13 protein-coding genes and 1 pseudogene are annotated in these 13942 nt (G+C 47.6%); 7 read left to right on the top strand and 7 right to left on the bottom strand.

Features of this window, described 5'->3' with window-relative positions; all coding sequences use genetic code 11:
• Positions 1-541: 541 nt before the first annotated feature.
• Positions 542-1579: a Bug family tripartite tricarboxylate transporter substrate binding protein gene (locus AC8GE9_RS10285; RefSeq protein ID WP_506677074.1), complete on the bottom strand. Its 1038-nt coding sequence runs from the start codon at positions 1577-1579 to the stop codon at positions 542-544.
• 541 nt (positions 1580-2120) lie between these two features.
• Here AC8GE9_RS10285 and AC8GE9_RS10280 point away from each other — a divergent pair.
• The 4 genes from AC8GE9_RS10280 to AC8GE9_RS10265 all read left to right on the top strand — a co-directional run bounded on the left by AC8GE9_RS10280 (position 2121) and on the right by AC8GE9_RS10265 (position 5919).
• Entirely contained in the window at positions 2121-2387 is a 267-nt protein-coding gene (locus AC8GE9_RS10280) for a substrate-binding domain-containing protein (protein ID WP_506677073.1), read from the top strand.
• 57 nt (positions 2388-2444) lie between these two features.
• Positions 2445-3776 carry an FAD-dependent oxidoreductase gene (locus AC8GE9_RS10275; protein WP_506677072.1) on the top strand — a complete coding sequence of 444 codons (1332 nt, stop codon included), beginning with the start codon at positions 2445-2447 and terminating at the stop codon, positions 3774-3776.
• 230 nt (positions 3777-4006) lie between these two features.
• Positions 4007-4987 (top strand): Bug family tripartite tricarboxylate transporter substrate binding protein, encoded by a 981-nt coding sequence (locus AC8GE9_RS10270; RefSeq protein WP_506677071.1) that lies wholly within the window; start codon positions 4007-4009, stop codon positions 4985-4987.
• A gap of 65 nt (positions 4988-5052) precedes the next feature.
• The gene (locus tag AC8GE9_RS10265) at positions 5053-5919 is read left to right on the top strand and encodes a TauD/TfdA dioxygenase family protein (RefSeq protein ID WP_506677070.1); all 867 of its coding nucleotides are present in this window, start codon (positions 5053-5055) and stop codon (positions 5917-5919) included.
• Here the strand turns inward: AC8GE9_RS10265 and AC8GE9_RS10260 are convergent.
• Entirely contained in the window at positions 5916-6095 is a 180-nt protein-coding gene (locus tag AC8GE9_RS10260) for a hypothetical protein (RefSeq protein WP_506677069.1), read from the bottom strand. The genes AC8GE9_RS10265 and AC8GE9_RS10260 overlap by 4 nt on opposite strands.
• A gap of 164 nt (positions 6096-6259) precedes the next feature.
• On the opposite strand from AC8GE9_RS10260, the pseudogene AC8GE9_RS10255 reads away from it, so the two are divergent.
• From AC8GE9_RS10255 to AC8GE9_RS10245, 3 genes and pseudogenes are all read left to right on the top strand, one after another.
• A pseudogene (locus AC8GE9_RS10255) lies at positions 6260-6522 on the top strand (transposase); the annotation flags it as partial.
• 246 nt (positions 6523-6768) lie between these two features.
• Positions 6769-7740 (top strand): Bug family tripartite tricarboxylate transporter substrate binding protein, encoded by a 972-nt coding sequence (locus tag AC8GE9_RS10250; RefSeq protein WP_506677068.1) that lies wholly within the window; start codon positions 6769-6771, stop codon positions 7738-7740.
• 115 nt (positions 7741-7855) lie between these two features.
• Positions 7856-8803, top strand: coding sequence for a TauD/TfdA family dioxygenase (locus tag AC8GE9_RS10245; protein ID WP_506677067.1), 948 nt, complete (start codon positions 7856-7858; stop codon positions 8801-8803).
• Positions 8804-8902: 99 nt separating this feature from the next.
• Here the strand turns inward: AC8GE9_RS10245 and AC8GE9_RS10240 are convergent, their stop codons facing one another.
• From AC8GE9_RS10240 to AC8GE9_RS10220, 5 genes are all read right to left on the bottom strand, one after another.
• Positions 8903-9856 (bottom strand): Bug family tripartite tricarboxylate transporter substrate binding protein, encoded by a 954-nt coding sequence (locus AC8GE9_RS10240; RefSeq protein WP_506677066.1) that lies wholly within the window; start codon positions 9854-9856, stop codon positions 8903-8905.
• A gap of 60 nt (positions 9857-9916) precedes the next feature.
• A complete protein-coding gene (locus AC8GE9_RS10235) occupies positions 9917-10993 on the bottom strand; it encodes a TauD/TfdA family dioxygenase (protein ID WP_506677065.1) in 1077 nt (358 codons plus the stop codon).
• 98 nt (positions 10994-11091) lie between these two features.
• The gene (locus tag AC8GE9_RS10230) at positions 11092-11883 is read right to left on the bottom strand and encodes an SDR family oxidoreductase (RefSeq protein WP_506677064.1); all 792 of its coding nucleotides are present in this window, start codon (positions 11881-11883) and stop codon (positions 11092-11094) included.
• 298 nt (positions 11884-12181) lie between these two features.
• Entirely contained in the window at positions 12182-13063 is an 882-nt protein-coding gene (locus tag AC8GE9_RS10225) for an alpha/beta fold hydrolase (protein ID WP_506677063.1), read from the bottom strand.
• A gap of 62 nt (positions 13064-13125) precedes the next feature.
• Positions 13126-13932 (bottom strand): SDR family oxidoreductase, encoded by an 807-nt coding sequence (locus AC8GE9_RS10220; RefSeq protein ID WP_506677062.1) that lies wholly within the window; start codon positions 13930-13932, stop codon positions 13126-13128.
• Positions 13933-13942: the final 10 nt, after the last annotated feature.

The following is a 13942-nucleotide window of genomic DNA, read 5'->3' as shown; positions in this document are numbered from 1 at the left end:
CAGCCCGCACGCAGCAGGTCAGTGTGCTGTAGTAAAGCACAGTCTTGCACAGTTTCACAATAATTCACAGTACTGCAGATATATTCCTTAAACTACGCAACAAGAATAAATCTATGTTTAATGATTGAGTTGTAATAGACAAAGACCTTGGATACTTGATTCTTTTTTCAATGTTAGGAACAGGTTTGTGTGATGAGTAAAAACGGACCCAAGTGCCCAAGAGTTGGGAAATGAACTCTCGCATGACATATTCTTTGAGCGTGTAGTTTGGCCATTCAGGCAGTCCTGAAACACTATGATTCCTTTTTTTGCGAAATTTGCCCAGATCTTGGACATCTGGTGGGAAATATCCTGATCTTGTTTTTGTTGTCGTTTGCTGCAGACTACCAATATGGTGACCAGCTGCCCGAGCGGGCCTCGGCTTTTGTTTTTTTAATGTAAGAGCAACTCTTGGAGAAGCGTAAATTCTTGGAAATCACTCCATGCTTCTGTGTTGCACTCGCATGGAGAGACGATCGAACAGATACGGTGTATGCAAGCTCTACTCAGGTTTTAAACCTGAAGCTTGTATCGCTTGGCCCCAGCGTGTGTATTCGGCTTTTAAAAATGCGTCGTACTCTTGAACGGTCGAGCCACGGACCTCTGCACTAGACTTAATAATTTGATCGCGTAATTGTGGGTCTTTAAGTGCTTTATTTAACGCAGCATTAATTTTTTCAACGATTGGTTTGGGAGTGTTCATGGGTGCCATCACGCCTGACCAAGCACCGTACTCTATGCCGGGCAGCACTGTTTCTGACAAAGTTGGGACTGTCTTAATCGAACTAATTCTTTGCTGACTAGCAACGGCGAGTCCAGTTAGTTTTTTCAGTTGAATATTTGGTATGAGGGTGTTTGAGTTACCCAACATAAATTGCACTTGACCACCTAGTAAATCAATCAATCCGGGTGCTTCACCTTTGTAAGGAATATGTGTGGCTTGAGCATCGATACCTTTTAAAAATAGCACGGTAGCCAAATGTGTGACGTTACCTTCACCCGCCGAGGCATAATTAACTTTGCCTGGATTTGCTTTCAAATACGCTACGAACTCTTGAATATTTTTAGCGGGCACTGAGGGGTGGGCTGCTAATACAAATGGAATATTTGCCGTAAGTGCGACTGGTGTGAGCTGCGTCCTAAAGTCGTAGTTCAGCTTTTTATAGAGGTGTGGACTCAGAACAAGAGACGATGTGTTGTACAAAAAGGTATAGCCATCGGGTGCGGCTTTGGCTACATATTCGCCTGCAATATTAGCGTTCGCACCAGGCTTATTCTCGACAATAACGGGTACACCGAGGTTCTCAGTGAGCTTGCCTGCAATAGATCTGAGAATGACATCGGTTCCACCACCTGCAGAGAAGCCTAAAACTATTTTGATTGGTTTGTTTGGATAGTTATCTTGGGCGCTCGCTTGTCCAGCAGAGAAGCAGGCAAAAAAAACTATTCCTAGTAGGCTCAAGTGGGTAAGAGATTTGAATGTGGTGGCTTGTGCACTCTTCAAAAGTGATGTTTTTTTAAGTGTATGTAGATTTGTCATTTGGAGTTTCCATTATTTTAATTTTTTAAATATTAACTACACTTATCTGCATTATAGGCTCATAAATATTTCATATCAGTTATCGAGTTACGCCTGATTTACAAGTTTTGATGAGTTAGATGAGGATTTCGTGGTCTGATTCGGTGCTTTATTTTTGTAATATTTTTGTGGCAGATTGCAGATTGAGTGGGTTGACTCAGTCTCAAGTTACAGAGCGTTTGGAAGTAGCGCAGAGAAGTGTCAGCAATTTGCTGAGCGGCAAGTCAGAAAAGTCCGCTATCGTTAGTGATAATTTCGCAGGCGGCGAGATGGTCGCTCAATATTTTATTAATCGTAAGCGTATGAATATTGGTTTACGTTCAGCCCATTCGAATGCAAGCAACATTCGAGAGCGCGAAAGAGACTTCCGCAGTTAGCTATTGCGGCACATACCAAATTTGAAGCTCGCGACATCGGCCGAAAAATGCAGAATTTTATACGAGACTGGATATGACGGGATGATGTAGCTGCATAACAATAATCCTCATCTAGATGCTGTGTTTTGTACAAACGATATTTTTGCAATTGGAGCGCTAGATGTTGCAAAGAAATTCGGAAAAAAATTTCAAAAGATCTTTGGGTTATTGGATATGACGATATACCCATGGCAGGGTGGGATTGCATCAACCTTTCCACTGTTTGTCAGCCAATACAAGAGATGGTCGACTTTGCAGTTGAGCGACTTTTAGACCGCATTAACGATCCGAGCCTAGAGCCTAAGAATGAGGTCCTTCTTAATAAGTTGATTACCAGAGGTACTACAATTTAATTGAATTTATTATTTTTGTTGCTAGAATAAACACGTAACCATTTTTTATCATTTCTTATGCCTTCGGTATTTACATCAAGCATTCATGAGCCTCAACGCGAGACTGAAGTCATTCGCAATGTGGATGTATGTGTTGTAGGCGGTGGCCCTGCTGGAGTGGCTGCTGCTGTTAGTGCATCCAGGGCGGGAATGAGGGTTTTGCTACTTGAGCGAGAGGGATTTCTAGGTGGAACCTTAACCACGGTTAGCCTAGGAAGTATTTGTGGTCTTTATACCGTTACTGAAGATGCTGTTACGCAAGTGGTTGGCGGCATCTGCTCAGAAATCATTGAGCGTCTAAAAGTGCTCGGCGGGGTCGATGAGCAACCAAAGCGCTGGCTTGAGACAGCCTCTTTGCCATATGACTTATTCCTAATGAAAGTAGCATTGGATCAGCTAGTTAGTGATTCTAAATTGGAAGTGCTTTATCATTCACTCTTAGTTGGGGCTCAGGTAGCGGGGTCCCAGGTAGAGGCGGTTCTTATTGAGACTAAGCAAGGACGGCTTGCTATTAAGGCAAAGATATTTATTGATTGCTCCGGAGATGCAGATCTTCTTCATCATGCAAAGGTGCCTTACGAGCTAAGCCTGGGCGATCTTCAGTTTCCTACTACTATGGTTCGTTTTGCCGGTGTGGACACAAAAACGCTGGATACCTTAAATAGATCAGATCTTCGTGAGAGTCTCGAGGCGGCTGTCAAAAATGGTTTTGATCTTCCTCGGACTGCTGGCGGGGTATTTACTGAGCGTCCAGGTCTAGCGCACCTGAATATTACAAAAGTTTCCATCGACGGAGTGCCCCCCAATCCTTTTGATGTTAGTCAGATATCAAGAGCTGAAGCAATGGGTCGGGAGCAGGTGCAAACATACCTAAAAGCATTTCAACAATATGTGCCTGGGTTTGAATATGCTTATGTGATCGATACCGGAGCGGTAATTGGAATCCGGGAAAGTAGGCGAGCATTCGGAGACTACGTTCTAACAGAACAGGATGTCTTAGGTGAGGCAAGATTTGAAGATGCAATTGCATGCTGTGCATGGCCTATGGAGGATCACGCAGCAGGACGGGCAACAAAGTGGATTTGGCTCAAGCCAGGCAGTTATTTCCAAATTCCTTTTGGCTCGCTCACTATCCCTGGATTTGACAATCTAATGGTCGCAGGGCGCTGCGCTTCAGCAACGCATGCAGCTCAAGCCTCAATTCGTGTAACAGCTCAGTGTTTTGCTATGGGACAAGCGGTTGGAGAGGCAGCTGCCATTGCAGTCACTACAAAAGTTGGCATTCATGAAATTCAAATCAATACCCTTCAAAAACAGCTAGTAGCTAATGGTGCAATCTTGGAAGTTTAAATATGACAGATATAAAGTGCCGCAGTAATTTCAAGCTAGAAACTACTTTATGGGCTTTCAGAAAAGCTAAGTAGCAACCCCTTTTCAGCGTGTTTTGACCGTTAATGTATTTTTAACTATTTTGATAAAAGCTGTAAGAGTAAATTAGCAATTTGAATTTTTTTATAAACTAATTGTACAGAATCCTTGATGCTATTCGGATCTGTGGAATTTAATAAGGCTAAACCAAAATGAATCTTTTTTACATGATTATTCGCTTTGTGGTGTTGTCCTGTATTGCTGCAGTCCTGCCGCTAACTGCAAGTGCGCAGTCTTGGCCCTCAAAACAGCCCATTAAAATTATTGTTGTATATCCGCCAGGAGGTGCTTCTGATGTGACTGCGAGAATAATTGCATCAAAGCTCTCTGAGTCAATGGGCCAGTCAGTGGTAGTTGAGAATAAACCCGGAGCTAACGGCATTATTGCAACTAGATATGTTGCTAGTGCAGCGCCTGATGGTTATACCCTCTTGATGGCGAATTTAGGACCCAACGCAATTAATCCAGTCGTATACAAAAAGCTGCCATACGATGCTGTTAAAGATTTCTCAGCGATTACGTTAACCACCATCGTTCCGCAATTTATCGTGGTGGCGCAATCACAACCAATTCATTCGCTTGCCGAATTGATTGCCTACGCGAAAGCCAATCCTGGAAAAGTAACTTTTGCTTCAGCTGGAAATGGCTCATCAAACCATCTTTCTGGCGAGCTCTTTAATTCAATGGCTGGTATTAAGATGGTGCACGTGCCCTACAAGGGAGATGCCCCAGGCCTTGTGGATGTGATGTCGGGGCAGGTGACTGTAGCGCTTCCAACGGCAATAGCAGCAGCTCCTCATGTGCGTTCAGGACAATTGCGAGCGCTCGCCGTCACAAGTAATAAACGCCTACCATCTTTCCCTGATGTTCCAACAGTTGCCGAAACTCTTCCCGGATTTGAAGCGGTCTCCTGGGGTGGCATTATGGCTCCCGCTGGTACGTCCCCCGCAATTATTAATCGCCTCAATGCAGAAATCTTAAAAATATTGAAGATTCCGGAAGTGGCAGAAAGACTCAAAGGTTTGGGTGCTGAAATTGTAGGTTCTACGCCAATGCAGTTTGATTCTTATGTCAAATCTGAGATCGCTAAATGGGGGAAAGTAGCGCGAGATAACAACGTAACACTAGACTAGATTTAGCGGTATCACACGCATTAATCTAAAAGTGATGAAAATAAAATATACGAGCGAGATAGAATATGTCAATCACTTTTAAAAAATTACATCCAAATTTCATGGCTGAGATTAGTCCTATCGATCTACGTGAAGTGAGTGATGAGGCGACGTTTGAAGAACTTCGCAAGGGTATGAATGAGTATGGCGTTTTAGTGTTTAAGGGTCAACACTTCTCACATCAGGATCAACTTGATTTTGCTAAACGCTTCGATGGTGAACTGCATTCAAAAACATCTAATTCGGCAGTAGGAAAGAATCGATTTGGCAATGATGCATTAACTGACATTTCAAATGTGACTCAAGAAGGTGACATTATGTCGTCGAATGATCGGCGCCGCATGAATAATATTAGTAATCGTATTTGGCATACGGATGCCTCATTTGTGAATCCGGCTGGACGTTATTCAATGCTTTATGCTCGTAATATTCCGCCTGTGCGTGCAGATACTGAATTTGCTGATATGCGTGCGGCATATGATGAGTTGGACGAGGGAGCTAAAAAAACTATTGCTGATTTACATGTATTTCATTCAATTGTGTATTCACGCCATACCATGGGATTTGATTTTGCCGAAGAGGAGAGGGTTAAGCTCCCTGGGGCAATCCAACCATTAGTAAAAATGATTGAAGGATCAACGCGTAAAGCACTCTACTTAGCCTCTCATGCTGATTACGTGGTTGAATGGCCAATACCTGAGGGTCGCTTGTTACTTAAGGATTTGATGGAGCATGCCACTCAGCCTCAGTTTGTCCACTATCATGAATGGACACTGGGTGATTTTTTGATTTGGGATAACCGTACCACTATGCACAGAGCCCGCCCATTTGATGATGTTGTTTACAAGCGAGAGCTGACTCGGGTTACTACATTAGATATCCCACGCAACTAGATGTTTGCTGTTGTCTGTATGCGTTGCCACGCTGCAGCAAAGGTCAGCAGCTTAGATGCTGCAGGTGTTCGACCTAAACGCTCATTACACCACGCTTCAAACTCTGAAAGGTCTCGGAATGTCTCACGTGCAATGTCGCCAATGCGTTTAACTTCTGGTGTAAGCCCTGAACGCATTCTGTAGCGTGCCTCGTCATACCAGTCACAGGCAGAGCCGGTCTGGCCAAACTAGACAGCCCGATAAGTTATAAAAAGTCATTGGTCTTTTTGGCGCGGAGCGCCCAGGAGAGTAATGATGACGACCCAGAAGGAATCACACGGCCGATTTCAAGGCCAAGGTAGTGTTAGCTGCGCTACGCGGAGATAAGACCCTCGCGGAATTGGCGGAACAGCTTGAAGTGCATGCGAACCAAATCTCGCAATGGCGCCAGCAAGCAATCGACAATATGGCAGCAAGCTTTGGCAAAGAACCCGTTGGCGCGGTATCTGAGGGTGAAGTCAAAGATTTACATGCCAAGATTGGGCAATTGACGCTAGAAGTCGATTTTTTCGAACGAGCGTTCGCCAAGGCGGGATTGCCGAGCGCAAAGCGATGATCGACCGCACCATCTATGGCGCTCTCGAGCTCGTTCAGAGTTCTTTTTACGATCGGCAGAAAAAAGAGCATCTTCCCGTGTGAGCGAAACCTCGCTGGCCATGGCAACCAGTGCTCGAAGTTGCTTAAGTGTAATGTTTATCATTGAGTAAATAAATTCATTGAAATTATTCGCTTGACCGAGTTATATCTGGAGTCTACAGTTTCAGTAAGGGTCTATTTGCTTCACAAAAAACATAATCTAGAGACATAACAATGTTCAACACCAAGAGAGGTCTTGTTTCAGGGCTCATCGCTGCCACTTGCCTGGTCTCGACTGGCGCTCATGCAGCGGACCGTTACCCGGATAAGCATGTCAAGCTCGTTGTGCCCTATCCGGCAGGTGGCACTACTGACCTCATCGCGCGGTTATATGCAGAGCGGCTGTCGGCTGAACTCAAGCAGCCTGTCATTGTCGAGAATAAAGGCGGGGCAGCGACCAACATCGGGTCAGGCACTGTTGCTCAGGCGAGTCCTGATGGGTACACACTGTTGTTTGGAACCCTTGGACCTTTCCTCAACACCATTCTTGGGCCTAAACCAACATTTGATCCTTTCACCCAATTAAAACCGGTGGCCTCGATCGTACGAATGCCTTTTATTCTGGCAGCCAATCCTGCAGCCCCTTTTTCGGATGTCTCTAAGATGCTCGAGATGACTCGCAAAGATCCGGGCAAGTACACGGTCGCGAGCGCGCAGCTTCAGAACTACGTTACGCTCATGACTAGTCAGGCCGATTTTGAGATTCTTCATGTGCCTTACAAAGGTGGTGGTGAGGCAGCCAATGGCGCGATCGGAGGTCAGGTGGATATGGTCTTCGCGCTAGCGCCACTGCTCAAATCTCTGGTAGAGTCGGGTTCGCTCAAGGCGATCGGTCTGACTTCGAAAGGTCGTCTTGCTGCGATGCCAGATGTAGGCACTTTTGTGGAAGCCGGTTCCGAGTTTGAGCTGTCCTCTTTGTTCTCGCTCTTTGCCCCTGCAGGTACACCAGCTGACATCGTCAAAAAGCTCAGCGCGGCGACCAAGATCGCGGTTTCGAATCCTGACTTTGCCGAGCGAGTCTCAAAACTTGGTGCTCAGGCAGACTGGTCCGACGGTCCAGCTACGAATCAGGAAATCGACGCCTCGATCGATATGTGGAAGCAGCTTGTTCAAAAAATTCCTTCCCTGGTCAGAAAGGGTAGCTAAGCGCATCGGGTTTAAACCATTCAATTTAAAAGAACTGGAGACATGAATGATGAATGAAATCTTAACGGGATTACAGGCTTGGAAAGTAACGGATTTTAAGGACGAGAGCGAGTGGATGAGCTTATTCTCGGAAGACGAAATCCGCGAGATCAATGCGATTGCACAGAAACCCGAAGTCCCTTTCCCTGAGTTGCTACAGATGACCAAGGATGACTTCCATCTTCCCAGAATCTCGGCAAAGTTCAATGACATTCGAGAGCATCTCGAGGGCGGCAGAGGGTTTGCGGTTTTACGAGGTGTGCCGGTACAGAACTATTCGCTTGCTCAGGCCAGAATGGTTTTCTGGGCATTATCCGTGCACATGGGTACGCCTCAGCCACAAGACAAGGCAGGGAGCCTGCTTCATGATGTGACCAACACTGGTCAACAGGTAGCTGCTGCTGGAGAGGTTCGCGGTTTTCAGACCGACGATGAGCTGACGTTTCACAACGATGGGGGTGATGCGTTCATGTTGCTTTGCCTTCGGACAGCTGAGCATGGAGGGGTGAGCAAGCTGGTTAGCGTGGCCACTATCTTTAACGAGATTCTGCGAACCCGCCCCGATATGATCGATGTGTTGCAACAACCCTTTCACTTTGATACCCGGGAGCAGCACCCGCTGGGGTTCAAGATTCAGAGCATCCCTGTCATGAACGTGCATGACGCAAAGGTGAGTGCGTTGTACAAGCGGCGCTACATCAACACCGCGCAGCGTTTTGACGATGTTCCCCGTTTGACTGAGGAGCAGGTACAGGCGTTGGATCTTTTTGAGAGCATTTGCAGAGACCCACAGGTGCAGTTGAGCTTTAGTATGCAGCCAGGTGATATTCAGGTGGGGAACAACTACGGCATTTTGCATTCGAGAACGAAATATCAGGATTACGCAGATCCTGCCCCCAAGCGACACTTACTGCGCACCTGGCTTACGCTTCCCAATGGACGTCTGCTGCCACAGGTTTTTGAGGAAACCCGAGAATTCCGCATATCTTACCTTTCCCGACAGCAAAGCGCACATGCGGAGTGAGCATGAGCGTGATCCATCGATCAAGCTTATACCGGCAGAATTGCAACAGTGCAGAGATTCATCACTATCTACCAATGAACTTCGCAGCAATAATTTAAACTATTGTGGAACGTGTCCAATATTTTTCAGAAAACGTTGACCTCGTTCCTTTTCTTCCCCGAGAAAGATCACAAACTCCCCCGTGGGTTGGTAGGCTGGTTCGGCGCCAACATCACGGATTCTTTTTTGCACGGCTGGATCGTTAACTGCTTTTTGTGCAGCGTCAGCCAGTGCCTGAAGAACAGGTGCGGGCGTGCCAACGGGCGCGTGTAGACCGAACCAACTCTCCGATGTGGCCTCGGGAAACCCCAGTTCAGCAACAGTTTGGATGTTGGGTGCCAGCGGTGAGCGTTTCTCGCCGGTGTTGGCCAGGGCCACTAGCGAACCTTGCTCGACTTGCTGAATCACCACACTCAGGGGCGATACCGATAACGCCAGACGCCCTGCAATGAGGTCGGTCATGAATGTGGTGCCGCCCTTGTAACCCACGTCTAGGAGATGAATACCAGCAGCATGAGAGAAGTTTTCTCGGCCCATCGCTTGGGAAGATCCCAGACCGGTGACTGGTGTGGGCAACTCACCTGGTTTGGACTTCGCCAAATCAATCAATGCCTTCAGGTTGTTAACGCCCAACTTGCTCGACACCACGATCAAATTCGGTGAAGTGCCTGTTCTGACAATCGGAGCTAAGTCATCACTTTGCCAGCCAGGGGCTTTGTAGATCAACGGGTTTAAGGCTGTTGCGCTTGAGCTCGCCAGTAACGTGTAACCGTTTTTGGCAGCGATTGCCACTTCTCTATGCGCGATGTTCCCGCCAGCGCCTGGGCGGTTAACGACCACAATCGGTTGTCTTAGGGTTTGCGACATATGCTCAGTGATGATGCGCGCATGGGAATCAACCGCACCTCCCGAGCCATAAGGTACCAAAACATGAATGGTTTTTTCAGGATAGGCTGCCGCAATCATGGGGCTTAGACAGACGACTGTAGCCAAAAGACGAATCAGTGCTTTCATGTTTCAATCCTAATATCGATTAAAAGACAACGTGAAATCAAATCAACCCAAAACCTTTACTCAGCTGGGATTGAGTTCAGCCACAAACTCAACTCCTGGCACACAGATGCCATTGGGCCGGCCACGGTCAGTCAGCCCCAAGCGCCCAAACATGGCTGCAGGCAGGGCGGGTCCATCATCACAGGCCAGCCACAGCCGCAATAAATGTCGTCGCCGCTCGAGCTCTGGCCAGTCCTCGTAGGCCGTTCGCGAGTGGAAAATACTGTGGTTAGAGACCAATTGGATGTCACCAGGCTCAAGCACCATGTCAAGGTGAATGGTTGGGTCTGCTGCGAGCGCGTCGAGGTGATCAAGCGCCTCAATTTGCTCGGGGGCTAGCCTAGGGACCTCGGGCATGTCTTGAGCTTTTTTGATGGCGCTTCTTACGTACGACGAAATGACACGATCATCAAGGGGCGCAAAAATAGGATTTGCACCCCATGCTTGCATGTTGCCGGGTATTTCACCCCAGCGGGTCCGGTTGAACGCCTGCATCAAAAGGCGAGCGTGGTCTGGGCGGCGCTTAACCAACTCATTCCAAAGCGTGGTTGAGCTAACAATCGAAGACAAGCCTCCTGATTTGGCGGTGTGCAAGCACAATAGCCCCACTAGATCTGACGAATCGGTGTGGTATCCCAATCTTGCCGAGGTTTGATAACCGCGCACTTCAGGGTCGGCGTAATTCACTCCTAGATTGGCCACATGCCCCAGTACATGGCCTTTGCCGTTTTGTGAAACTGGCACGCCAAGTTGTAAACCAATGGCCCAATACGCCAGTGCTGCTTGCTTGATGGTGTAGCGATCGACAGCAATACCTTTAAAAACAAAGAATCCCGTGCCATTGAGTAACTCCTCTCTGACCGTGTTGAGTCGTTTCTCAAGACTTGGCAGGGCAAGTTCGTCCTTTGTGAACGCCAAAATGTCTTTACCGGTCGCGTCAGCGCGGTGCACACAGTCATCGATTTCGTTCAATTCCTGTGGCGAAAAGTGATGAATCCAGCCCCCTTTTTTTTGCATATCAGGGCCGTACCAAGCTTGCCTGTTTGCGTACACAGGTAAGTCAGATTTAACAACGGTTGCAGCGTCTGCTTCTTTCATTGTATGTCTCCTCGTGCGTTGGATTTGGTCCTTCACCTGTGGTGTTTTTCCTTATGTGGTGAGTCGGTCAAGCTTCAGTGTTATCACATCCCGAGCGTTCAGCGACTCATCGCCTGAACGCTCGGGTATGAACGATTCCAAGTGGGACTGATGAGGATTTCGTTCACACAAACAGATGGCGGCATTTGGGCTACGAACAGCACCGCTTGGGCAACTTGTTCGGGCTGCAGCATCTTGGCCAGCTCCTCAGGGCTTGGCGGCACGGCCCTAGATTGCATAATGGGTGTTGCCACTTCGCCGGGCAAAATGGTACTGGCACGAATGCCATTGACACACTCTTCCATGTTTAATGATTGAGCCGTGGCCACCAATGCGTGTTTGGCCCCGGTATAAGCGGGACCAGTCAGGCCAGACACATACCGCCCTGCCCAAGAGGCGACGTTAATAATAAGACCGTTTTTCTTGGCCCGCATGCCAGGGAGAACAGCCAACATGCAGTACATGCTGCCATTTAAATTTATCGCCACGACACGATCAAAAGCCTCAGTATCCAGTGTGGCCCATGAACGATTGGGGACGTTGATACCGGCTGAGTTAACCAAAATATCGATTGCCCCATATTTATCTGCGATCTCAGTGGCCACGGCTTGTACTGCTTCTTTGTCTGAAACATCAACGGCCATCCCGGAAATGTCAACGCTAGGGTGATCAGCAGTGTTTGTGGCGGTGGTTGCCGCAATAGTGGCATTGATTGACTCAATGCGACGCCCCGAGATAATCACCCGTGCACCAGCACGCGCGAGTCCGATGGCGCAATGCTGCCCAATACCACTTGAGCCCCCGGTCACCCAAGCCACTTTGCCGGACAAAGGCAGATTCGATTGGTTCATACGTATACGTCTGCCATGTAGCCGCCGGCGTTTTCTGTGCGGTAGTCGATTTGACGGATACCGATTTGAGCGTATGCCAAATGAAGCAAACTTGGCAAGCTCTAGCTCAATATCAAATCAATACCGTGGCGTACTCATGGCATCTCCTTTGATCCCATACTAGCACTAAAAATGGGGTATCAACTAGCGCTAATTTCAAGAGAGGTGCGGCTAAAAACTTGGACTGGTTTATGCCTTAACTCCGAGACTTTGTCGGTATACAAATGGGCTACATCTTCATGCAACTATTGATACAAAACTATGATGTTTTCATAATTTCTGAGCCAATAGCACGAGGATCTCGCGACAGCCATCTACCCGCCTCAACAGTGTCTATAAACTCACTCAAATCACGATTAAAGCGATCTGGCTCTTCGAGATTTAAAGTATGACCAGTTTTGGGCATGATAATTAAACCACTCGTGGGGATTGTTTTTTTCATGAAGATGCCTGGCGCAAGGCAGTGGTCATCTTCGTCTCCCACCATGATTAAAGTGGGCACTGTCATCTTTTTTAGGTCAGCCTCTAAGTCATAGATGGAGGGGCGTTCGGCTTGAACGCCACGCATCGTGTTTGCGCAACCGGTGCTGTCATGCTCACCGAGCTGAATAGCAAACTCTTGCCAGCCTCTGGGATCTTTGTTCTGGTATTGAACCCTCGATGCTCCGAGTGAATAGGTTTTAGCGAATGTCTCGCTTCCTAAGGTTTCGAACTGATCGGCAACTTCTAGTGAAAGCTTACGAAAATACTCTTCTGTGTGTTTTTCTGCGCCGTATCCTGCGCCCGCCACAGTGAGCGATAGAGCGCGTTGTGGAGCAACTAATCCGAAATGTAAGGTAGCGAAGCCTCCCATTGATAGACCAACAGTGTGCGCACGCTCGATTTTTGCTGCATCCATGACAGAAAGAATATCAAGAACAGCTTGTCTTTGAGAATATGCTTTGACCTCTTGCGGGATGTCCGAGGGTTTGAAGCCTCTCGCGGAGAAGGTCATGCAACGATGTCGCCGAGAAAAGTGACGCATCTGGGGCTCCCAGCTGCGCCAGTCCCCGCCAAACTCATGAACGAAGACAATAGGTGTGCCAGTACCTGCTTCTTCGTAGTACAGACGAATATTGTCGGATGTTGTAGCCCAGCTCATATTGAGGCCTCTTAAGTTAAAGTTTTTTATGATTTGACGAGTGATCAGGCAAGGTATCCCTATCAATCAGAACTAAATGCACTTTCTTTAATGATTGACCCTCTGGACGAGATGCCACCATCAATCGTCACGATACTTCCTGTGATGTAGGCAGCACGGGGTGATGCTAAGAAGACCATCAGATCAGCCACCTCCTGTGAGCTCGCTGGACGTCCTCCCGGGTATTTGGCTCGTAGCTCTATGTGACGACTTTCATCGCCCCACAGATCTAAAGCACGTCGTTTGTTGATCTTTATCATTCGATCGGTTTCCACGGGACCAGGATTGACTCCGACCACACGTACGCCGTAATCTAGGCTCTGTCCACCAAGGGCTTTAGTGAATGCCATCAGTGCAGCATTTCCTGTGCTTCCGGCAATGTAGTTTGCATCCCAGTTTTCACCTGAATTTCCAATGTCGTTAATGATGACGCCTGAGCGTCGAGCTTTCATTCGAGCGTACATTTCGCGGGTGAGGAAGATGTAGCCAAAAAGCTTAAGGTCATATCCACGGCGCCAGTCATCCTCTGATAGTGACTCAATGGGTCCTGATGGAACTTCACCAGCATTGTTGATGACAATATCGACGTTCGGTGCCTGATTAGCTAAGACATTAATATTTTCAGACTGAGATAAATCCAAAGGATAAATATGAACTGTTACCCCATATTTTTGACTTAGGTTTTGCTTGGCAGCGTCCAACGCATCCGCTGAGCGCGCCGTCAGATGGAGTTCGCAGCCCTCAGCAGCAAAGGACTCGGCTGTTGCAAGCCCTATGCCCTTGGATGCGCCTGTAATGAGAACTGACTTGCCTCTTAGCTGAAGGTCCATATTATTGTCT

Source organism: Zwartia lucis, from assembly GCF_965234455.1.
GTDB lineage: Bacteria > Pseudomonadota > Gammaproteobacteria > Burkholderiales > Burkholderiaceae_B > Zwartia > Zwartia lucis.
The sequence above is the reverse complement of the archived record's forward strand: the minus strand, read 5'-3'. Positions and strand labels throughout refer to the sequence as shown.